Below are 20,557 nucleotides of genomic sequence, written 5' to 3'. Positions count from 1 at the left end.
GTCATCCCGATTTTTATATGCGGGTGTAGTTCAATGGTAGAACTTTAGCCTTCCAAGCTAATAGCGTGGGTTCGATTCCCATCACCCGCTTCATGATTTATTGAAAAGTCTCTGTAATTACAGAGACTTTTCTTTTATTTATAGAAACAACACTTCATTAAAATGCCAATCTCCTCTCTATTCGGTTGATAAGTGAAAGAATACCTCGAACCTCTTCATTAAATTCTGCTAAAAGAAGCAAAAAATTATAAATACACTCTTTAATTTATTGCGTCACTGTGATAAAGTATACAAAAGCTTGCTTTGCCGGTCATGTTTCTATATGTTTCGTCTGGTTTGTAACAATGGAAATCATGCAGATACGAATCCATTCAGGTGCAAAGAACATTCCCAGTCTGACTGTATATTTATGAAAAATTAAGAATAGGTATGCGTTATTCGAATGATTAAAAGTACGTGAAAAAGGTATCATGCGACAGCATTTGACCATTGATCGAAGCAGAACAAGAAAATGAATAATAAAGCGTGTTTTTGTGCTGTAAATCAGGGTAAATCCCCATTTTTACTAGTAGAAAAATAAAGATTTTCGTACCATTTTATTGTATGATGTTATGAAGGTGTCAAATTTACGTGTACGAATGGAACGATCAGATGGGAGGATAAGCATGACTGAAACTATGGTAACCGCCAGCAAAAGCCAATCCAACAACCTGCTTCGGCGAGACGTGCGGTTCCTGGGCAATATACTCGGAGAAGTTCTTGTCCATCAAGGAGGCACGGAGCTTCTAGATATCGTTGAGAAGATTCGGGAAACGAGCAAATCGTTGCGTGCAGAGTTCTTGCCAGAACTTTATGCAGAGTTCAAAACGATGATCCAGGAATTAGACTCGGAAAATCGCCATCAGGTGATTCGAGCTTTTGCAATTTATTTTCAATTAGTTAACATTGCTGAACAAAACCATCGGATCCGGCGTAAACGGGATTATGAACGTTCTGCAGGGGACGCTGTGCAGCCAGGATCGATTGAAAAAGCAGTACAAGATCTGAAGGAACGTGGACTGTCTCACACGGAAGTAGAGGATATTCTAGACGAATTATCGCTCGAACTGGTGATGACAGCTCATCCAACCGAAGCCATGCGTCGGGTTATACTGGACATCCACAAACGGATATCCGAAGATGTCATGTCACTTGATAATCCTACGCTGACGTTGCGTGAACGTGAACAGTTGCGGGAGAAGCTGCTGAACGAAGTCATTACACTATGGCAGACTGATGAGCTTCGTGACCGTAAACCGACTGTGCTCGATGAAGTACGGAACGGAATGTATTACTTTCATGAAACGTTGTTCCATGTACTTCCGGATGTATACCAGGAGCTTGAACGCTGCCTGAATAAATTTTATCCTGACCATGACTGGCATGTGCCGACGTATTTGCGGTTCGGTTCCTGGATCGGTGGAGACCGGGATGGAAATCCTTCGGTAACTTCAGATGTAACATGGCAAACACTGTTGATGCAGCGTAAGCTAGCTTTGCGTGAGTATCAACGGATTATGATTGAACTTATGGGACATCTCAGCTTCAGCACGAACATCATCCACGTATCGGATGAGCTGGTGCAGTCGATTGAGCAAGACCGTAATTGTGTAACGTTGAAAAAAGTGGATATGTGGCGGAATGAAAAAGAGCCATATCGCATTAAATTGGCATATATGATTGCCAAGCTGAACAATGTCCTGGATGAGAACAAAGTAGGGCATCCAGATCGCTATGACAGCGCTCAAGGACTGATGGATGATCTGATGATTATCGATCGCAGCCTGCGTCATCACTTTGCAGACTATGTAGCGGATACGACCATTCGCAAAATGATTCGTCAAGTGGAGCTGTTCGGTTTCCATACAGCTGCATTGGATGTGCGTCAGCACAGCAAAGAGCATGAAAATGCGATGTCGGAGATTTTGGCCAAGATGAACATCGTAGAAGATTATGCTCGTTTGACGGAGGATGGCAAAATCGATTTGCTGGCACGTTTGCTGGATGATCCCCGTCCGTTGACTTCCCCTTATCACCAATACACAGAGGGAACCAAAGAGTGTCTGGACGTATTCCGTACGATCAAACGTGCTCAGAGCGAGTTTGGAGCCGGTTGTATCACAAGTTACCTGATTAGTATGACCCAAGGAGCAAGTGATCTACTTGAGGTTATGGTATTTGCCAAAGAAGTAGGTTTGTTCCGCAAAGAACATAATGGTGAAGTGATATCTACGCTTCAAGCAGTGCCATTGTTTGAAACGATTGATGATCTTCATGCGGCTTCGGAAATTATGGAGAAATTGTTCAACCTTCCGGTATATCGCGCAAGTGTGAGCGGGCGGAATGAACTGCATGAAATCATGTTGGGATATTCGGACAGCAACAAGGATGGCGGAGTTGTTACAGCCAACTGGGAGCTGCGCGTGGCGATGAATGCCATCACCGCTGTTGGTAATAAACACGGCGTTAAGCTGAAGTTCTTCCATGGTAGAGGTGGGGCGCTTGGACGTGGAGGCATGCCACTCAACCGCAGTATTCTTGCTCAACCACCACACACCATTGGTGGGGGTATCAAGATTACAGAGCAGGGTGAGGTTATCTCTTCCCGTTATTCCCTTCAGGGAATTGCATACCGCAGTCTTGAGCAGGCTACATCGGCTTTGATTACAGCTGCTTTAAACGGTCTGGAGCCACAAGAGTCGGCATCAGAGCGTCAGTGGGACAGCATCATCAAAGATATTTCCGAAGTATCCCTGACGAAATACCAGGATCTCATTTTCCGTGATCCAGACTTCTTTACTTTCTTCAAGGAATCGACACCGCTGCCTGAGGTTGGGGAACTGAATATTGGTTCACGTCCATCCAAACGGAAAAACAGCGACAAGTTCGAGGATCTGAGAGCGATCCCTTGGGTATTTGCCTGGACCCAAAGTCGTTATCTGCTTCCCGCATGGTATGCGGCAGGAACGGGACTGCAAAGTTACTATCAGGATAAAGAAGAAAATTTGGTTGTCCTGAAAGAAATGTATGAAAACTTCCCATTCTTCCGTACACTAATTGATACGGTGCAGATGGCTGTTGCCAAAGCAGATTTGGTTATTGCAAAGGAATACTCGGCCATGACTTCCAATGAGGAAGCACGTGATCGCATCTATGGTCAGATTGAATCGGAATTCAAGCTCACCAAAGAGCTGATTCTGAAAATTACCGGAGAAGCTGAAATTCTGGATGATGTACCGGTGATTCAAGAGTCGATCCGACTTCGTAATCCGTATGTCGATCCTTTGTCCTACATGCAGGTCCAACTTCTGAGTGAGCTCAGAGACATGCGTGAGCGCGGCGAGGATGACACAGAGTTACTGCGTGAAGTGTTGCTTACGATTAACGGCATTGCTGCAGGACTTCGAAATACGGGCTGATCGTTAAGCTGCTTAACAATAAATGAAGTGAATTTTCCAGCCATGTAGATAGTAAAAGCTTAATTCTTTCCTCAATTCGAGTGAGAGATGAAACGGGACTCCTTCGGGAGTTCCCGTTTTTACTGTTTTTGGCGGATATTTTCCGACACAGTCTTGATTTTTGACCAAAGTTGATTTACGATTTGATTGGTGAATTACAAGTGTGGACGGGTATCAGAAGGCGGAAGACCCATCAGCATGTCTGGGGGAATAAGGGTGGACAATTTGGAGAACAGGCTTGTTAAGCTGGTACTGAAGGGTGACCAGCGGGCCTTTGCAGAAATCGTTGAATTATACAAGGACAAGCTGTTTCATCTGGCATACCGGATGCTGAACAATCGTCATGAAGCCGAAGACGTTGTACAGGAGACGTTTTTGCGTGTGTTTCGCAATATGGAGAAGTATGATCCGAACCAGAAGTTCTCAACCTGGATATACCGGATTGCAACCAATCTGTGTATTGACCGCTTACGGCGGAAAAAACCTTCTTATTCATTGGATGCGGAGTTGAATGATCAGGAAGGATCTGACGGTTATGCGATGCTTCCAAGCGATGATCGTACACCAGAGAGCGAAGCACTTTTGTCTGAGACACAGACACTTATCCGTGAAGCGATTGACAGTTTGCCGGCCAAGTATAAATCAGTCATGATTTTGAGATATTTACAGGACTTGTCGCTACAGGAAATCAGTGATGTGACAGGTATGCCCGTAACAACGATTAAGACTCGTGTTCATCGGGGGCGTGATTTTTTGCGTAAAAAACTGGAGTATAAGTTGTAAATGTAAAACGTCTTTATTTTGGGCGAAATTATTTGAAACATATCCGAAACGGATGCGTATGTAATGTATGCAAGTCTTATGCGTGCTTTTTGGCAATGCAAGGACTAAGTGATCTAAGAAAGGATTGGCTCTCATATGGATTGCAACTCGGCCGTCTCTTTAATGCATGAATGTTTGGATGAGTCGTTGTCCCCGGCCCAGAAGGTTGAACTGAAAAGTCACCTTGTGACCTGTCCGGATTGTCGCATGCGCTTTAAAGAGTTGGAACAGACGGAAATGCTACTCTTTGCCATGAAACACTATTCACCGTCTGCCTCGGATGAGCTGACCAATCGAATTATGAATGCTCTGCCCCAGCCCAAGAGACAGCAAGTATGGCTCAAATGGGTCAAAGGACATCCCGCGCTGACGGCGGCAGCCTTCTTTTTGGTCGTGATGCTCTTTAGCGCCTGGAATTTCTGGAATCAGAATAACGAAATGGTCGTTAAGGGAAATAATCTGGACCAGATCGTGATTGAAGGAAACACGGTTATTGTTCCGGAGGGCAAGTCCATTGCTGGCGATCTTACGATAGAGAATGGAACTGCTCAGGTATACGGTGATGTAAATGGCAATCTGACGGTCATCGACGGACAGTTGTATCAGGCCTCAACGGCACATATTTCCGGCCAGGTGAAAAGTATTGATCAAGCGCTGGACTGGTTCTGGTACAAAATAACCAATATGGTAAATGAAGTGGCTTATCGCTAAATTAGGGTGATTTCTTCCATGGTATATACCAAGCAGGGTACCTCCAGATTGCTGGGGTACTCTTTTTTATCTTTTGACCTTGTAATTTATGGGATTTGTGTTGTTTCTGCGCAGTTTGTGACTCCCGTAACTTGCAACCTGAACGTTAACGTTATAACCTAGATACTAAAGAGAACATACTACTACATATAGATAAGCTTTTTGCATAAATCCAAAGAGCGTCTTTCAATCAGCAAAATATAGATCGAAATGATTCTATTCGTTTATACGCTGGTTGGATCAGAGTGCTCTTTTCTGGCCAACTTTTGTACCTGAGCGTGAGCCTGAATGGATTATGCAAATGCGAGAAAAAGGATTATTTAAATCCTAATGGGTTAATATGAGAGCAGGGTTTACTCATCAATGGGGATAGCGGGGGCTGGCTTATGAACTATTTTGCTGACTTAACGTGGAAAGAGTCCATTAAGGACGTTATCGATATATTGATCGTTACCTATATTATGTACAAATTGATTTTGCTTGTGCGGGGTACCCGTGCGGTTCAGCTACTTAAAGGTATTCTGTTCCTTGTGGTGATCTGGGCACTAAGTACGTGGCTAAACCTCTATACACTCAAATGGCTGATGAACCAGATGTTTACGTTTGGTGTTGTTGCGGTCTTTATTATCTTTCAACCGGAACTGCGTCGTGGTCTGGAGCAACTGGGTCGTGGCAAACTGTTTGGACGCTCGGCGGCGGCAAGTGATGAAGAATTAACGGTGTTAATTGGTGAGATTATTAAATCCGTGAATTATTTGTCACGCCGAAAAATTGGTGCATTGGTTGTATTCGAACGGGAAACGGGTCTGAACGATTACACGGAGTCCGGGATCCAGATGCAATCACTGGTCAGCTCAGAGCTGATGATCAACATCTTTATTCCGAATACACCGCTCCATGATGGAGCCGTCATTATACAGGGCAAACAGATTTCGGCGGCAGCCTGTTACTTGCCTTTGTCCGAGAATCCGTTTATTAGCAAAGAGCTAGGAACGCGTCACCGTGCAGCAATTGGGATTACCGAGGTTGCGGATGCGATCTGTTTGGTTGTTTCGGAGGAGACGGGACAAGTTTCGCTTGCGATGAATGGACAGGTTGTTCGTGATATTAAGGAAGAATCGTTGATTGCCAAACTGTACGAAGAACTGCGTCCAACATCCAATCTAACTAAAAAGAATGGTTGGACTACCTTCTGGAAACGGAAGGGGGGACGTAAAAATGGATAAATGGTTCAATAACAATAATTTTGCCAAGATTCTTGCCCTGGCGGTGAGTTTGTTGCTCTGGTTCATGATACATCTGGATGAAGTACCAACTACGCCAACGATCACGACAGGGACAACTAATAAGGTTGTGGAGCGTACTGTGCCTGTTCAGCCTTATGGACTCGACAGTAACTCCTATGTACTTACTTCATTAAGTACGGATGAGGTACGTCTGGAGATTAAAGGGCAGCGTTCGATGTTAACTTCGATTTTTACGAATGATGATTATAAGGTGCTAGTGGATCTTAGTCAGGTGAAAGATGGGTCCAATACGTTACCGCTAGTACCCGATCTGCCTTCTGGGGTTGAGGTAGTCAGCATGGAGCCTTCCATGGTTACGGTCAACGTGGAGAAATTGGGCACAAAATCCTTCAATGTGAATATTGTACCCGAAGGAGAACCATCCGCCGGATATAACGCTGGAACGCCCGTTGTTGAACCTTCAGGTCCAGTTAAGGTAACTCTGCCGGAAGGGCAGCTTGACGCCGTAGCGAAGGTTCAGGGCAGTGTGAGCGTGAAGGATGCGAAGGATGACGTAACGCAGAAAAAAGTGAAGCTTCAGGCATATGATGCGGAAGGCAAGGTCATTGAAAATGCGATTGTTACACCAGAAACCGTTGAAGTCCGTATTCCAGTCAGTCAGCCCTATACAACTGTGCCCTTAAGAATCAAATATTCGGGACAGCTGCCAGAGGGAATGGTGCTCTCCACGGTTGAGCCAAGCGTGAAAGAAGTCTCGGTTTACGGAACAGAGGATGCGCTTGCGGGTATACAGTCCTACGACCAAGTAACCCTTGATCTTACACAGTTCAATGAGGCAGGAACGTCGACAGTTAACGTGGACTTGACGCCGCCTCCCGGTTTTGAGAAAATCGAGCCTAGTTCGATTCAGCTTAAGGTGACGGTATCGCCTTACGATGAGCTTCAGGAGACGACCAAAGTCTTTCCGAACGTACCCATTACGCTTACTGACGCGGGGAACGGGCTGGAAGGGACACTGGTTACTCCCAAAAGTGGTGGCTTGAATATTACGCTAAGAGGTTCTTCAACGATGCTTGAAGGTCTAAGTAGCGATGATATCAAGCTGACTGCGGATCTTGCTGGACTTGCGGTAGGTACGCATGAAATAAAGCTTGAGGCTGACCTGCCTCGTTTTGCCAAACTGGATGAATCATCAGTTGATCTAAGCGCTACCGTTAAAATTGGCGAAAAGGCTGATGATACGACGGTTGCTCCCGGCGAGGATCCGAATGATGAAGGAACGCTGGGGCCTGATCCTTCACCAGCCGAAGTCGAGAATGGGGATACCGAAACTGCTCCTGGAGAAGAAGAAACAGAATCGAATACGGACAATCAGGAGCAGAGCCAGCAGGGGAATACCAGTCGAGGTAACTCCAATAACAGCGGTAGCAGTAATAGTGGCTCCAATCCGTAAAAGAAAATGTTCAGATCAGAATTTTAAAAATAACGTTTATGCTCTTATATGATGCGAATAGAAGGAGTTAGATCATGGGGAAATATTTTGGTACAGATGGCGTAAGAGGTGTTGCCAATAAAGAGTTAACGGCGGAGCTGGCTTACAGCATCGGACGTTGTGGTGGTTATGTGCTTGCAGGTGGTGTGGAAAGACCAAAAGTGGTCATCGGTATGGATACCCGAATCTCGGGGCTTATGCTGGAATCCGCACTGGTTGCAGGTTTGCTGTCCATTGGCGCCGATGTAATTCGTCTGGGTGTTGTATCCACTCCTGGAGTGGCGTATATTGCTCGTCTGCTGAAAGCCGATGCAGGGGTAATGATCTCGGCTTCCCACAATCCGGTTGAGGATAACGGAATCAAATTTTTTGGGGGAGATGGCTTCAAACTGTCGGATGAGACGGAGAACCGGATCGAAGAACTGATGGATGCAGAAACGGATCAATTGCCACGACCTGTAGGTGGTGGTTTGGGGACCGTTACTGTGGATGAAGAATCCCGTTACCGTTATTTGGACTATTTGAAAACAACGGTAAATGAATCGTTCTCAGGACTCAAAATTGTTCTGGACTGCGCTAACGGAGCAGCTTATGAGCTGGCACCCAAATTATTCAGAGAACTTGGTGCAGAAGTCATTGCCATTGGCGCTGAGCCTAACGGCCTGAATATCAATGAGCAATGCGGATCAACTCACCCGGAGCATTTGAAACAAGAGGTGCTGAAACATAACGCAGATCTGGGCCTTGCTTTTGATGGGGATGCAGACCGACTGATTGCAATTGATGAAACAGGCGCAGAGGTTGATGGTGACTTTATTCTGTGTATCTGTGGTGATGCGATGAATCGTGCAGGCAAACTGAAAGACAGTACTGTAGTTTCCACCGTAATGAGTAACATCGGATTTTACAAAGCTACGGAGAAGCTTGCACTGAAAACAGCAAAGACTGCTGTGGGTGACCGTTATGTGATGGAAGAAATGCGTCGTGGGGGTTATAACCTGGGTGGAGAGCAGTCCGGTCACGTTATTTTCTTGGATTACAACACAACAGGTGACGGCATGCTGACAGCGATTCAGCTCGTGGACACGATGAAGGCTTCCGGCAAAAAACTTAGTGAACTTAAGGCGCTGATGACCCAGTACCCACAAGTATTGGTGAACGTGCGTGTTGAAGATAAGAGCAAATACGAAGGCAATTCCGCGATTGAGCAAGCCATTGCTACAGTGGAGCAGCATCTGGGCGATAATGGACGTGTACTTGTTCGTGCGTCCGGGACCGAATCCTTGATCCGTGTTATGGCGGAAGGACCAGATAAGGATGAACTTGAACAATTCGTGTCTCAAATTGCGGATGTTGTGCAAAAAGAACTGGTATAGGACCTGATCGATAAGCCTTCCAAACACGGCTTGTTCAAGCAATTACTGTATCAAAAGGTGTAATCTAGCAGGGATTATGCCAAACAAAACCATATTCCTACGTCCCGGCCTAGTGAGACCATGGGTCTGTTTAACAGGTCGGGATTGTGGGTAAATATGCCGAAATTGTCACAGGTACTTTGCTCCATTGCAAAATGAACCTGACGTGCATATAATGAGTGGAGTCGTCATTCAGACACAGAAAGTGAGGATCGTAAGGTACTAGTTACACAAGCGCCAGAGCTTGAAGTTGCGCGGGAAGGATTTTGGGTCGGTATGAATCTTGAAGCATAAGAGACTACTGAGCAAGATCGACGGCAATCAAGCTGACGAGGTGGAGGTGTTCGGATTGTTCGGCGGGGACCTCCCGGTGATGCACCAGAGCCGTAAACCGGATTGCGGAAAATGGATGGGTGACTGTCCACACAACGTGCCGGTAGGTGCAAGAATCAACTAAAATACAAATGAATGTGCGCGAAGAGCGTGAACAGTGCGCGGACGGGAAAATGATGTACATTCATGATTGCATCTAATAACAGCTTATGACTGCGGAGCGGCAAGAGGCTGCTCTGATCATTGATAATTGAATAGTTGAAAGTATTTATGATACGTTAGGCAATCATTTTCATTTTTCCGATATGCCGTGCCAGCCTGTTTCTCTTCGTAGCGCAGTATTCATATACAATCGGAGGAACTAAACTATGTGCGGTATTGTTGGATATATTGGTAATAAGAACACTCAATCGGTATTGGTCGAAGGATTGAAGAAACTTGAGTATCGTGGTTATGATTCTGCAGGTATCGCGGTATTCACACCGGAAGGTCTGCAAATCACGAAAGCTCTTGGTCGTCTTGCGAACCTTGAAGCCAAGCTGGATGGTGCACCACTGGTAGGTAATGCCGGAATTGGACACACACGTTGGGCAACTCATGGTAAACCATCGGATGAGAACTCTCATCCACACACGGATGGAAGCCAGAAGTTCTCTGTTGTTCATAACGGTATTATTGAGAACTATCTGGATCTGAAAGACGAACTGATCGCTCAAGGTCACACGTTCACTTCCGAGACAGATACTGAGGTTATCTCTCACCTGATCGCACGTGAATACAATGGTGATATCGTTAAAACAGTGCAAAAAGTGATCACGTTGTTGCGTGGCGCATTCGCACTGGGTGTATTGACAGAGCATGAGCCTGAGAAACTCGTAGCTGTGCGTCAAGCAAGCCCATTGATTATTGGTATTGGTGAAGGCGAGAACTTCATTGGTTCCGACATCCCGGCAATTCTGGAACATACACGTAACGTGTACATTCTGAATGATGGTGAAATGGCTGTATTGACACATGATGCTGTCGAATTGATGACGATTGAAGGCAACTTTATTTCTCGGGAAATGATTCGTGTCGATTGGGATGCTGTAACCGCAGAAAAAGGCGGATTCGAGCACTTCATGCTGAAAGAAATTCATGAGCAACCAAAAGCATATCGTGATACAATGCTGGGTCGCATCGATAATGAAGGCAAAAAAGTTCAACTTCCTGAGTTGAAAATGACCGAAGAGCAAATTAAAAATATCCGTAACGTTCAAATCATCGCTTGTGGTACAGCGTACCATGCAGGTCTGGTTGGACGTACTGTGATCGAGCAATTGGTACGTATTCCGGTTGAAACGGATGTTGCTTCCGAATACCGCTATCGTTCCCCGATCATAAGCAAAGATACACTTGTGATCGTGGTGAGCCAATCTGGTGAAACGGCTGATACACTTGCTGCACTGCGCGAAGCACAGTCGAATGGTGCACATGTACTCGCCATCACTAACGTTGTAGGTAGCTCCATTGCACGTGATGCGGACGATGTGATTGCAACACTGGCAGGACCGGAAATTGCTGTAGCTTCCACTAAAGCGTACACTTCGCAATTAATCGCGTTCAATCTGCTGGGTCTGTACCTTGCACAAGTTCGTGGCACGCAAACAGCAGAAGAGATTGCTCATACGCTCGCAGCAATGCAAGCATTGCCTGAGCAAGTGGAATCCATGCTGGAGCAAGCGGAAGCCATTAAAGGATATGCAGAGCAAATCTCCAAACATGAACATCTCTTCTTCATCGGCCGTGGTCTTGACTATGCAGTAGCACAAGAAGGATCGTTGAAGCTGAAAGAGATCTCTTATATTCACTCCGAAGCGTATGCTGCGGGTGAGTTGAAACATGGTACGCTCGCATTGATCGAGGACGGTATCCCTGTCATTGCTCTGGCAACGCAGGAGAACGTTTTGGAGAAAACCGTGAGCAACATCAAAGAAGTGAAAGCACGTGGCGCAGACGTACTGGCAATTACGTACGAAGAGCACGTAGCGCCATTGCTGAAATCGGTAGACCAAGCGTTTGCAATTCCTAAGACGCTGCCACTGCTTAGCCCGGCTCTGTCCGTTGTAGCATTGCAATTGCTTGCTTACTACGCTTCCCTGGCACTGGGCCACGATGTGGATAAACCACGTAACCTGGCGAAAAGTGTAACGGTAGAGTAAGGGATTAATCTTTATTTTCAAAGGTGAATGCGTTAAATTTAGTATGTAACTGAAAAATATAGTTTGTAACTTCTTAACCAACATACAAATGAGCTCAGATTAGTCTGAGCTCATTTGTTGTTTAATCAGGAAAATCAGGGGTCTTAATAAGATTAAAGACAAATTCCGTATTGGAGTGGCCGTTCTCGGGGCTTAAATTGCCTTTCAACAGCCTTTTTGTCGCTTTCCAAGGAAAATATATGTCTCCAACACATATGGTCCTCCTAAGGGCCATGAAATGGGCTAACGGCCAATCTAAGTATCTTATTGTACTTTGGGGTTCACAGAGCACCGTTGGTAGCTTGCCTAGGGGCTTAGGAAAAAGAGAAGGGATAATAAATGATGGTTTCTAATATGTGATTTTTAGCAGCACTTTTTTAATAATAATTAGTACCTATTCTCGTTGTGCTTTCCTGATGAGATTCTAGAAATCAAAAAGATCAGTAAAAAGAAACCAAGAGCAGAAAATTGCTCTTGGTTTCTTTTAGCACCTTCGCGCGTACTTTCTTCAACGAGATGCATCAACTTACAGGTTTCTAGATGATTAACTTTTCTTATGAAAAACTCATTCACTGAACCATCCCCCTGGATACATTTGCGTATTAGGCTTTACTGTGAAGGGTAACTAGGTAACCGTCTGGGTCGGCAAATGTAAAGGTTCGCCCGAATGGTCCATCTATTGGTGCGGATGTAATCTTTACGCCTCCTGCAATAAGCTTGTCGTGGATTTCTTGCGTATCAGGGGCATGAAGCCACAGAGCGACACCAACTCCAGGCTGAGTACCTGAACCGAGTTCTATTCCTGGCATTAGGTCACGAAGAGCAAATGCAATAGGCTTTGTTTCAAAGACCACAGCATGAGGTGGTCCCGCCTGTGAGCGGACCAGTCCGAGATAGTTTTGATAGAATTCCGCAGAGCCTTCAAGATTGCTCACTTGAAGTGAAATGAAGTCGGGTCCAATTACTGACATTTAATGTCCTCCTTTGTATAAGGGGTTGTTTATGTTATTAATATAAGTCGTAATACTGACATCGGGAATGTTTCAACTTTTCTTCCTTGGGCAACACCTCCTTTATGGGGATTAATACCAATTAAACGGAGGTTTAAACGTTCTCCTGACATGAGTCAAAAACAATCGCAGATAGATTTGGATACCTCTCTTGGGTACCTTTTCAAGGAAACCGCCATTACACTACGTATGTCAATAGAAGCTGTTTTGCGACCACACGGCTTGACCTTAACGCACTATTCGTGTCTGGAGCCTTTCGGAGCTCTCTAACTCATAACTCGCTCGAGGGTCATTCGCCACACGGCAGTCTAGTTATCCAACTGCTTATAGGAGATCCCTTGTACAAGTTGACTTAGGGCTTCGTTCGTTGGCGTTAATGGCTGGCCAAGCAGCTTATCGAAATCGTTGCTTTCCACCTCAAAAGCTCTTCCCCGAATACCTTGCTGAATCCCTACAAGAATCGGAATAACGAAGTCCGGTACGCCAGCCTTTTTCATGATCTCGGCATAGGTGGCATCATCTACTTGCTGGACGAGAACCTCCTTGCCCAAAACGATTCCAAGTGCGGACGCAAGTTCTTCCTGCGCCAGCAGTTTTCCGGACAACTCATAGATTGTATTCTCATGTCCGTCGCCGGCAAGTACGGCCGCCGCCGCTTCTGCATATTCTTGCTGAAGGGCCCCGCCTACCTTGCCGGATCCCGCAGATATAACCCAAGGCGCTCCAGCCAGCACAGCTTGAATGCTTGCCGTCTCATTCTCCAAATACCAGTTATTACGCAGGAACGAGTAAGGAATGCCGGATTCCAGAATCGCCTTCTCCGTCGCCTGATGACTTGCTGCAAGGAATATCTTGCTTTCCATTGCATTCGGTGCACTTGTATAAGCGATGAATCCAACTTTCGCCCGTGCAGCGGCTTCAACTGCATTCGTATGTTTTACTCAACCTACTAGCAAGATCCTCCTCCCCCGTTAAAACCTCAACCATAATGCCTGCTCCTAGACGGAATCCATATTTGAAAATCGAGGATAGCTCCATGCCGTGTGTCTGAGCGTTTAGGTCTAACAATGCTTCTAATTGTTGGAACTCCTCTTCTGTAAGTCGTTTCTTCCAAGTCTCTATGATTTCAGATGTTTGTTGACATAATTCAGAGTATTGCGGGTCACTTGGTATTACGTTTTCATTCGGATGCAAATGGCCATGATATAGCTTTTCTAAATGACTCTTCATTCCCTCATCCCCTTTATGCAAATTATATCATGAATTATTATCATTTTGTAGAGTATACTACGTGGATTTGAATGTTCGGACAACTAGATAATTAACCTAAAAGAGGTATGGCCTTGAAATCAGAAGAAATCTTTGGGCAAGTGTTAAAGACTATTCGGAAGAGAAACAAGATGAGTCAAGAGAAGTTAGCCTTCCAAAGCAATCTTGACCGGACTTACATATCGATGCTGGAACGCGGGATTCATCAGCCTACCCTGAACTCATTGCTAGCGCTTGCTGAGGCGTTGAATATGAAGGCTTCGGAATTGGTTAGGCTTGTGGAGGAAGAGATTGCTGGAGCCAAGTGAATATAAAACACAAAAATGACTGTTGCAGATTTCTGCACAGTCATTTTTGGTTTTTATCCATTCAATATTAACTCTATAATTTGATAAGTTATTTCAGAAACTTTAATTCCCCCATTTGGATTGAAGTGAATTGATATCGTACGATTAAGGGCCGATTGCCTGAATTCTTTGCTTCATTACAGAATTAGCTGAACTTGACAGATTAGCGCGATCTAACAGCAGGGCAAAAGAATCTCAAATTCCGTGCCTTGCCCAATTTTCGATTGGACCTTGATTTCGCCGCCGTGTGCTTCGACGATGGTTTTGGCGATGCTCATTCCGAGTCCGGAGCCGTCTGTTGATTCCTCGGTATTGGTTCCGCGGTAATAGCGATTGAACAAATGATGCAGTGTCTCCTCATCCATCCCGTTCCCATTATCGAGTACCCGTATGCAAGCTTGGCCGTTGACTCGGATAAGATTGACGGTAATGGTTGTGCCTGGCGGATTATGCTTGACCGCATTGGACAGCAAATTGTCCATCAGCCGCTGTAACCAGGTTACATCTCCCTGTATCAACAGGGAATCCTCTTCCCCGGTGTAGTGAAACAGATACTCAGACATGGTGGCATCGTTGACGTACTTCAACACGGAGCAGCGTACCAACTCTGCCAGATCGATGTCCCGGCGGACCATGATGGAATCGCTCTGCTTGAGCTGATGGATTAGAGAGAAGTCGGAGATCAGCTCAAGCATATAATCCCCTTTTTCCCGGATGGTCGCACCCATGATCCGCATTTCCTCTTGGCTCCATTGCTCAGGCAGCTTCTCCAGCATATATCCGTAGCCTTGAATCGTGGCCAGAGGTGTGCGCAGATCATGGGAGATCCCTGACATCCACTCCGCCTGCTCCTTCTCGAGCCTCTTGCGGTCCCTCTCGATTTGAGCCAATTGATGAGTCATTTGATAGAAGGCTTGAATGACTTCCTGATAGAGCCTGTTGCGGGTTCGCATAGTGCCATTGCGGCGGAATACCTTACGTTTGTCCTTGGCGGTCAGCACCTCGTCGTACTGCCCTTGGCCCATCCGTTCGAACCAGCCTGCGAACAGAATCAGAGGCCGCCCATAGCGGTAGCCATGCCAGATGGAGATCGACAGAGCGAGGATCAGGATCAGTACAGCAATCCAGATGAGTCTCGGCGTTGCGTTTTCCAATACAGGATGCTTCAGAGGGAGTCCGGCTGCATGGGGCGTATAGACGATCCAGGTCATTCCGCTCGGCTCGTCCCGGTGGGCCACAATACCCGCGTCATAGTTGTCTGGAGACTGCTGGATGGCCAGAATATCCAGCGGCCGATATGCCTTTTGTACATACGTTTGATCGCCAATGCCTTGTACGGTGTTACTCTCAGGGTCGATCACTTGCAGATAACTGCCAGTCTCTCGAAGCTGCTGTTCCAAGAGGGGAACCGCTTCACTTCTTACCATGCCCTGCTGTCCGTAAGCGTTGAACCACGCCGTGAGCTGGTCAAGGTCAGGGGTTGGATAGCCGAGTACATATAGAAGCGGGTCCTGGAACGAGAAATTCAGTTGCGTCTGCACAGCATAAGACCCCAGTCTCCGTGTCTCCTGGATATCGAGCAATTGAGCGGTGGAGTAGGAGGCAGGCAGTGCGGGGTAGGGAGTTGTATTAATGCTGTAGACTACGTCTCCTTCCGCACTAACCACCTGCAGCCACATCTCTTTCTCTTTGATAAGCTTGTTCCACTGGGAGAAGATGTGAATTTTTCCGTCTTTGTACTGGGCTTCTTGGGCAATCTGTTGCAGGACGCCAACCGGAAAGTTCCGGCGTATCTCATTACTGGTCATGTTCTGAAAGAACAGGATGCAGGCAACCAAAGCAATGGTCACAATTGCCAGAGCATAGAAAATCAACTGATACGTGAAGTGGAAAGCCATACGTTGCTGGATTTTCATCGCTCCTCCGGCTCCTTCACCAGCTTGTAGCCAAGTCCGCGTACCGTAAGCAGCAGCTTTGGATTGCCGGGATCGAGTTCAATCCTCTCCCGTATGCGGCGGATATGCACCATCACGGTCGAATCATCGCCCTGTCCGTTGATCCCCCAGACATTGTCGTAGAGCTGGGTTTTGGAGAATACGATTCCGGGATGTCTGCAGAAGTGCAGTAATAGCTGGAAAACCTGTGCAGGGCAAGGAACGGGCTGTCCCTCTACGGTCAGCTCGCCCTCCGCCTCGTTGATGGTAAAGCGGCCGAACCGGTAAATTCCCGCATCGGGATGCTTCGCAGAACCGGACGCCAGGGCTTCCGGCTCCAACCGGCGTATGCGCGCTTGAATTCTTGCGGCTACCTCCAGGGGGTTGAAGGGCTTGGTGATATAATCATCCCCACCCATGGCGAAGCCTTTTAGAATATCGAGATCGGACGCCTTGGCTGTCAGGAACAGTATATACGGGTTCCCGTATTCGCGGATCTTGGAGCAGAGCTCCAGTCCGCTGCCGTCGGGAAGCATAATGTCAAGCAGAACAATATCGGGGACCACGCGTTGCACTAGGCTGAGAGCTTCGGTACAAGTGGAAGCCCCGTACAGTTGATGAAAACCTTCCCGGCGAAGCACCATTTGCAGCATGGTGATCATCGAAGGTTCGTCGTCAACGATAGCGATTTTAATAGCGGATAGATTTGGCATTTTCTCACCCTTTTTTCAAAATAACATATTTATCTTAACAGAACCTAAACAGCGGGGACAAAATTAAGCAAAAATTCATCGGTTCGTTTAAGTTCTGTTCCAGCGGGGTTGGTAGGATAGGTCTGAGCAGCACATTCGAGCTTCGATGAGAGGAGTAGGAGGAAAAGGATGGTTGCATTCAATCTATTAAAGCGGAGGTTAATAGCATGAGTAAAAAATGGTCACTACCGGGAGGCTGGCAATGAGCAGTCCATCCATGTCTGAAATACCTCAAACCCGGCCCGGCTGGCCGGAGATCCTAACTGCACTGTTCCTCTATATGGTTGGCGTTGTTATCCTTGGTGTCTGGATGCTTCAACTTCCTGATGAGCAAGCCATCTTGCGGATTAATATCGGAGGTGCGGGCAATGGTCTGATTGGCTTCCTGGCTTTGTTTGCAGCCTACGCCTTGCGGATTCGCAATTTACGTGCTTTCGGGTTTCGGATGACTGAACGGAAATGGTTGCTGGTGGCGGTCGTAATCGGCATTGCCGCGTTCGGGGGATGCTTTGTTATTGAAGGAATCTATTATCACTTTATTACCGAGATCAACACCCAGGCGGACTTCCAGACGGCAGCGCAAGGCGGTCCGCTCTCGCTCTTCATTCTGATTATCACCGGGGCCATCCTCACGCCACTCAGCGAGGAGTTTGTATTCCGCGGCGTAATTGCCAATGCACTGAACCGATATGGAGCATGGGCCGGGGTGGTAGGCAGCGCTGCAATCTTCGGCTTGATTCATGGATTCACCGTTATCCTGTTAGACGCATTCATGGTCGGCATCCTGGTGGGATACCTGTTCCGCAAGACAGGCTCCATCTGGCCGGGAGTCGTGGTGCATATCGTGTATAACGGCCTCAATCTTCTCTATTATTCTACGCTGTAGACGGAGGAGAATTTTGGAGCTGGAGGAGCGGTAGCGTCCGCCTTTGTCGCCGGATTTCTACTGCTAATATAGTTCAAATTAAGAAATCTGGGGACAACAGCGGCCGGAAGGCCAAACATTCTCTGTAGTCACGGCTATCCCGGAACGGACATTCTTAAGTTCAATCTATCTGCCAAACACCCAAGTCACAACAACAAGGAGAGAACCATGACCATCCAAATCATAAACGGCGATCTATTAGAAGCCAGTGAAAATATTCTTGGGCATCAGGTGAATTGTCAGGGGGTGATGGGGTCGGGGATTGCGAAGATTCTGCGGGACCGATATCCGAACTTATTTCCTGAGTATAAAAAGTACTGTGACCAGTACACGCCTGACGAGTTGCTTGGACACTGCCAGCTGGTGCAGACGGGCGCGAAGTACGGCGAATCTGTTCGGCCAGCTTGATTATGGGAGGAGCAAAACCCGGTATACGGACTATGCTGCGCTGGAGCAAGCATTAACCATCCTGAGGACAGAAGCGCAGGCCAAGGGACTGTCTGTCGCCCTCCCGTACAACATTGGCTGCGGGCTGGCGAACGGGGAGTGGAGTGTGGTAGAGCAGATGATCGGGAAGGTTTTTGCAGACTATGAAGTTACTTTGTATAAAATATAGATAGTTATACAAGGCACACCAGGCCAGACTGCTTACAAGCGGTCTGGCTTTATTTTGTGCTCCCTATACTGTGATGGCGTCTGCCCCGTCTGCTGCTTGAATTGGCGCATGAAGTGAATCTCGCTGGCGTAGCCGCTCATTTCGGCGATCTTTTTGACGGAGATGTCTGTGGTCGTGAGCAGATATTTGGCATGTTCGATCCGGCTGGCAATGACGTCAGCCATCGGGCTTACGCCGAAGAAGTCCTTATACAGGTGCTGGAAGCAGGACCGGCTCATGGTCAGCTCGTGGGAGGCCTTCGATCGTCCAGTTCAGGAAGGGCTGGTTGTAGATTTTGGTGCGGATGACGGACATCTTGTTGTAATGCGTGTTGCCGACTTCCTTCTGGGTGGAGTGAATCCGGTTGCTCAGCTTAATGAAGAATAAGCGCACAGAGAGCCTATAATTTCTTCATCAAAGAGTTATGAAAATATAAGATTTAATAGTTACAACAGATCAATACCGATCTTATGATTCGTGATGATGATGAAAGGTATAGTCGGGCTGAGAGCATAAAGTTACGAAATTCTAAGATGTGGGATAAATATTTTTGGAAACTGAATCAATAAACAGATCTACTGAAATGGACTACCCTGATATGAAGTTACAAAATTTATTTTCCTGTAAAGAAGATTCAGTTACAAACTTTAAATCGATCCTAAGACAAGGAAAGTTAGAAGTGGCATGGGTTTTCAGTTGCGAACTATTTTTAACTTCTTCAAAAAGAGATGACAGAAGAAAATAAAGTTCTATATAGACCGAGAAAATAAAATGTTAGACTGGCGATGCTTCATTTAGCTAGCAGGCAAGTTAGTGACATTAGAACGGGGCTGTCCCATAAGTCATAAAAATGGCTAGGGACAGCCCCGTTTTCTAAATTGTAAAACAAAAAGAAACCGTTCCTTGATAAAATGGAGGTACACCCAACCATTTGAAAAGCATGATGGAAAAGCATAAACGGGACGAAGCAGGATAGACCTTTGCTTCGTCCCGTTTGAACATATCGGGTTATTACTCTTCATCGATATGCATTTTTTAAGAGCTTGTGAGACATCTCATTTTCTAATTATTATAAAAGCCAGTCCTTAGATCTATCTGCGAGTTCCTGAATAGAGTTCATAAACAATCCTGTATGATAACCATCACAAACCGAATGATGGACTTGTAAAGACAACGGTAAATATATTGAATTGCCTTCACTAATGAATTTTCCTGCTGTAATAATGGGCAGAAGATAATTACTGTTATTATTAATATTTAAGTTAAACCCAGTAAATGAAGTCCATGGAAGAATAGAAATGGAAAAAGTATATTCAGGTATAGGTGTTTTCGGAAACAATTTCCCAGAACCTTGATATTTCTCTACATCGGAGAGGTAAAAATCATAAAACTCTTTGAAGTCATTCTTTCCAGCAGTCCAAATACCAGAGAATGATTCAGATACACTATCAAAAATCGTATAAAGTGGGTCTAACTTATCCCAATAACCTAAATCTCCCTCGCTATTGTAACCAGTTCTAAAAGCTGTATTTGAGTTTATCACACTTGTCACTAAGAAAATTAATGCAGGATAAAATTTATATCCTATTTGTTTTATGTTTCGGTATAAAACACTAATATCAATTTCTGTGGTTATGCTAAAAGTCGTTTGTTGGTTCAAATAATGATTAAATATCTCTTTTCTATTCCAATTGTCTATATCAATTTTATTAAAGTTCATTTGATATGCCTCCTAATTTTTATCTAAAGTGAAATTAGGAGGCTGACTTGTCTGCTTTCTTCATTAGAATCAATCCTTTTTTAAGAGTCCATATTATTGTATCATAAATATTTATTTGAAAAACAACACACCGATTGCCTCGTTTCGCC

Annotated in this window: 17 protein-coding genes, 1 tRNA gene and 2 pseudogenes; 13 read left to right on the top strand and 7 right to left on the bottom strand. The window is 45.8% G+C overall.

The features are described from left to right. Positions 1-19 precede the first annotated feature (19 nt). The 9 genes from ACFVQB_RS30145 (at position 20) to glmS (ending at position 11,757) form a co-directional block, all read left to right on the top strand. Positions 20-90, top strand: a tRNA-Gly gene (locus tag ACFVQB_RS30145). 575 nt (positions 91-665) lie between these two features. Further along, the gene (gene ppc, locus ACFVQB_RS30140) at positions 666-3,458 is read left to right on the top strand and encodes a phosphoenolpyruvate carboxylase (RefSeq protein WP_379448131.1); all 2,793 of its coding nucleotides are present in this window, start codon (positions 666-668) and stop codon (positions 3,456-3,458) included. A gap of 255 nt (positions 3,459-3,713) precedes the next feature. Beyond that, on the top strand, positions 3,714-4,280 hold the full coding sequence (gene sigW, locus ACFVQB_RS30135; RefSeq protein WP_017692117.1) for an RNA polymerase sigma factor SigW: 567 nt from the start codon (positions 3,714-3,716) through the stop codon (positions 4,278-4,280). A 135-nt stretch (positions 4,281-4,415) separates the two neighbouring features. Then, the gene (locus tag ACFVQB_RS30130; protein WP_062329949.1) at positions 4,416-5,030 is read left to right on the top strand and encodes a zf-HC2 domain-containing protein; all 615 of its coding nucleotides are present in this window, start codon (positions 4,416-4,418) and stop codon (positions 5,028-5,030) included. A 425-nt stretch (positions 5,031-5,455) separates the two neighbouring features. Continuing rightward, a complete protein-coding gene (gene cdaA / locus ACFVQB_RS30125; protein ID WP_063567044.1) occupies positions 5,456-6,295 on the top strand; it encodes a diadenylate cyclase CdaA in 840 nt (279 codons plus the stop codon). Further along, on the top strand, positions 6,288-7,769 hold the full coding sequence (locus ACFVQB_RS30120) for a CdaR family protein (protein WP_379448123.1): 1,482 nt from the start codon (positions 6,288-6,290) through the stop codon (positions 7,767-7,769). Before cdaA ends, ACFVQB_RS30120 begins: the two co-directional genes overlap by 8 nt. Positions 7,770-7,843: 74 nt before the next feature. Beyond that, the gene (glmM, locus tag ACFVQB_RS30115) at positions 7,844-9,184 is read left to right on the top strand and encodes a phosphoglucosamine mutase (protein ID WP_076291156.1); all 1,341 of its coding nucleotides are present in this window, start codon (positions 7,844-7,846) and stop codon (positions 9,182-9,184) included. A gap of 322 nt (positions 9,185-9,506) precedes the next feature. After that, entirely contained in the window at positions 9,507-9,680 is a 174-nt protein-coding gene (locus ACFVQB_RS30110) for a hypothetical protein (protein ID WP_379448119.1), read from the top strand. A 244-nt stretch (positions 9,681-9,924) separates the two neighbouring features. Next, positions 9,925-11,757 carry a glutamine--fructose-6-phosphate transaminase (isomerizing) gene (gene glmS, locus ACFVQB_RS30105; RefSeq protein WP_379448117.1) on the top strand — a complete coding sequence of 611 codons (1,833 nt, stop codon included), beginning with the start codon at positions 9,925-9,927 and terminating at the stop codon, positions 11,755-11,757. Between the two features lie 641 nt (positions 11,758-12,398). Here the strand turns inward: glmS and ACFVQB_RS30100 are convergent. The 3 genes and pseudogenes from ACFVQB_RS30100 to ACFVQB_RS30090 form a co-directional block, all read right to left on the bottom strand. Beyond that, the gene (locus tag ACFVQB_RS30100) at positions 12,399-12,767 is read right to left on the bottom strand and encodes a VOC family protein (protein ID WP_379448115.1); all 369 of its coding nucleotides are present in this window, start codon (positions 12,765-12,767) and stop codon (positions 12,399-12,401) included. A 347-nt stretch (positions 12,768-13,114) separates the two neighbouring features. Further along, a pseudogene (locus ACFVQB_RS30095) lies at positions 13,115-13,744 on the bottom strand (Rossmann-fold NAD(P)-binding domain-containing protein); the annotation flags it as partial. Next, positions 13,725-14,036, bottom strand: a complete 312-nt coding sequence (locus ACFVQB_RS30090) for a DUF6809 family protein (protein WP_379448113.1) — start codon at positions 14,034-14,036, stop codon at positions 13,725-13,727. The gene ACFVQB_RS30090 and the pseudogene ACFVQB_RS30095, both read right to left, overlap by 20 nt. A gap of 113 nt (positions 14,037-14,149) precedes the next feature. Between ACFVQB_RS30090 and ACFVQB_RS30085 the strand changes: the two genes are divergently transcribed. Further along, positions 14,150-14,383 carry a helix-turn-helix domain-containing protein gene (locus ACFVQB_RS30085; protein ID WP_094599886.1) on the top strand — a complete coding sequence of 78 codons (234 nt, stop codon included), beginning with the start codon at positions 14,150-14,152 and terminating at the stop codon, positions 14,381-14,383. Positions 14,384-14,595: 212 nt separating this feature from the next. Here ACFVQB_RS30085 and ACFVQB_RS30080 read toward each other — a convergent pair whose 3' ends face one another. Further along, positions 14,596-16,338, bottom strand: a complete 1,743-nt coding sequence (locus ACFVQB_RS30080) for a HAMP domain-containing sensor histidine kinase (RefSeq protein WP_379448110.1) — start codon at positions 16,336-16,338, stop codon at positions 14,596-14,598. Further along, positions 16,335-17,069 carry a response regulator transcription factor gene (locus ACFVQB_RS30075; protein ID WP_094599888.1) on the bottom strand — a complete coding sequence of 245 codons (735 nt, stop codon included), beginning with the start codon at positions 17,067-17,069 and terminating at the stop codon, positions 16,335-16,337. Before ACFVQB_RS30075 ends, ACFVQB_RS30080 begins: the two co-directional genes overlap by 4 nt. A gap of 241 nt (positions 17,070-17,310) precedes the next feature. Here ACFVQB_RS30075 and ACFVQB_RS30070 point away from each other — a divergent pair, with 241 nt between their 5' ends. Continuing rightward, a complete protein-coding gene (locus ACFVQB_RS30070) occupies positions 17,311-17,994 on the top strand; it encodes a CPBP family intramembrane glutamic endopeptidase (protein ID WP_379448107.1) in 684 nt (227 codons plus the stop codon). A gap of 385 nt (positions 17,995-18,379) precedes the next feature. Next, positions 18,380-18,649 carry a macro domain-containing protein gene (locus ACFVQB_RS30065; protein WP_379448104.1) on the top strand — a complete coding sequence of 90 codons (270 nt, stop codon included), beginning with the start codon at positions 18,380-18,382 and terminating at the stop codon, positions 18,647-18,649. A 32-nt stretch (positions 18,650-18,681) separates the two neighbouring features. On the opposite strand, the gene ACFVQB_RS30060 is transcribed toward ACFVQB_RS30065, so the two are convergent. Beyond that, positions 18,682-18,927: a helix-turn-helix transcriptional regulator gene (locus ACFVQB_RS30060; RefSeq protein WP_379448101.1), complete on the bottom strand. Its 246-nt coding sequence runs from the start codon at positions 18,925-18,927 to the stop codon at positions 18,682-18,684. Between ACFVQB_RS30060 and ACFVQB_RS30055 the strand changes: the two genes are divergently transcribed. Beyond that, entirely contained in the window at positions 18,926-19,075 is a 150-nt protein-coding gene (locus ACFVQB_RS30055) for a hypothetical protein (RefSeq protein ID WP_379448098.1), read from the top strand. The genes ACFVQB_RS30060 and ACFVQB_RS30055 overlap by 2 nt on opposite strands. A 681-nt stretch (positions 19,076-19,756) precedes the next feature. On the opposite strand, the pseudogene catA reads toward ACFVQB_RS30055, so the two are convergent. After that, a pseudogene (gene catA, locus ACFVQB_RS30050) lies at positions 19,757-20,408 on the bottom strand (type A chloramphenicol O-acetyltransferase); the annotation flags it as partial. Positions 20,409-20,557 lie beyond the last annotated feature (149 nt).

The organism is Paenibacillus sp. NPDC057886, from assembly GCF_042796655.1.
Lineage (GTDB): Bacteria > Bacillota > Bacilli > Paenibacillales > Paenibacillaceae > Paenibacillus.
Note: the sequence above shows the minus strand (reverse complement) of the source record. Positions and strands in the feature narration are given on the sequence as shown.

Excerpts from the sequence above, each read along its gene's own strand:
- ACFVQB_RS30055 (WP_379448098.1), top strand. The coding sequence starts at position 18,926 with ATGGTCAGCTCGTGGGAGGCCTTCGATCGTCCAGTTCAGGAAGGGCTG.
- glmM (WP_076291156.1), top strand. The coding sequence starts at position 7,844 with ATGGGGAAATATTTTGGTACAGATGGCGTAAGAGGTGTTGCCAATAAA.
- ppc (WP_379448131.1), top strand. The coding sequence starts at position 666 with ATGACTGAAACTATGGTAACCGCCAGCAAAAGCCAATCCAACAACCTG.
- ACFVQB_RS30120 (WP_379448123.1), top strand. The coding sequence starts at position 6,288 with ATGGATAAATGGTTCAATAACAATAATTTTGCCAAGATTCTTGCCCTG.
- ACFVQB_RS30070 (WP_379448107.1), top strand. The coding sequence starts at position 17,311 with ATGAGCAGTCCATCCATGTCTGAAATACCTCAAACCCGGCCCGGCTGG.
- ACFVQB_RS30090 (WP_379448113.1), bottom strand. The coding sequence starts at position 14,036 with ATGAAGAGTCATTTAGAAAAGCTATATCATGGCCATTTGCATCCGAAT.
- ACFVQB_RS30080 (WP_379448110.1), bottom strand. The coding sequence starts at position 16,338 with ATGAAAATCCAGCAACGTATGGCTTTCCACTTCACGTATCAGTTGATT.
- ACFVQB_RS30100 (WP_379448115.1), bottom strand. The coding sequence starts at position 12,767 with ATGTCAGTAATTGGACCCGACTTCATTTCACTTCAAGTGAGCAATCTT.
- ACFVQB_RS30075 (WP_094599888.1), bottom strand. The coding sequence starts at position 17,069 with ATGCCAAATCTATCCGCTATTAAAATCGCTATCGTTGACGACGAACCT.
- ACFVQB_RS30060 (WP_379448101.1), bottom strand. The coding sequence starts at position 18,927 with ATGAGCCGGTCCTGCTTCCAGCACCTGTATAAGGACTTCTTCGGCGTA.
- glmS (WP_379448117.1), top strand. The coding sequence starts at position 9,925 with ATGTGCGGTATTGTTGGATATATTGGTAATAAGAACACTCAATCGGTA.
- cdaA (WP_063567044.1), top strand. The coding sequence starts at position 5,456 with ATGAACTATTTTGCTGACTTAACGTGGAAAGAGTCCATTAAGGACGTT.
- ACFVQB_RS30130 (WP_062329949.1), top strand. The coding sequence starts at position 4,416 with ATGGATTGCAACTCGGCCGTCTCTTTAATGCATGAATGTTTGGATGAG.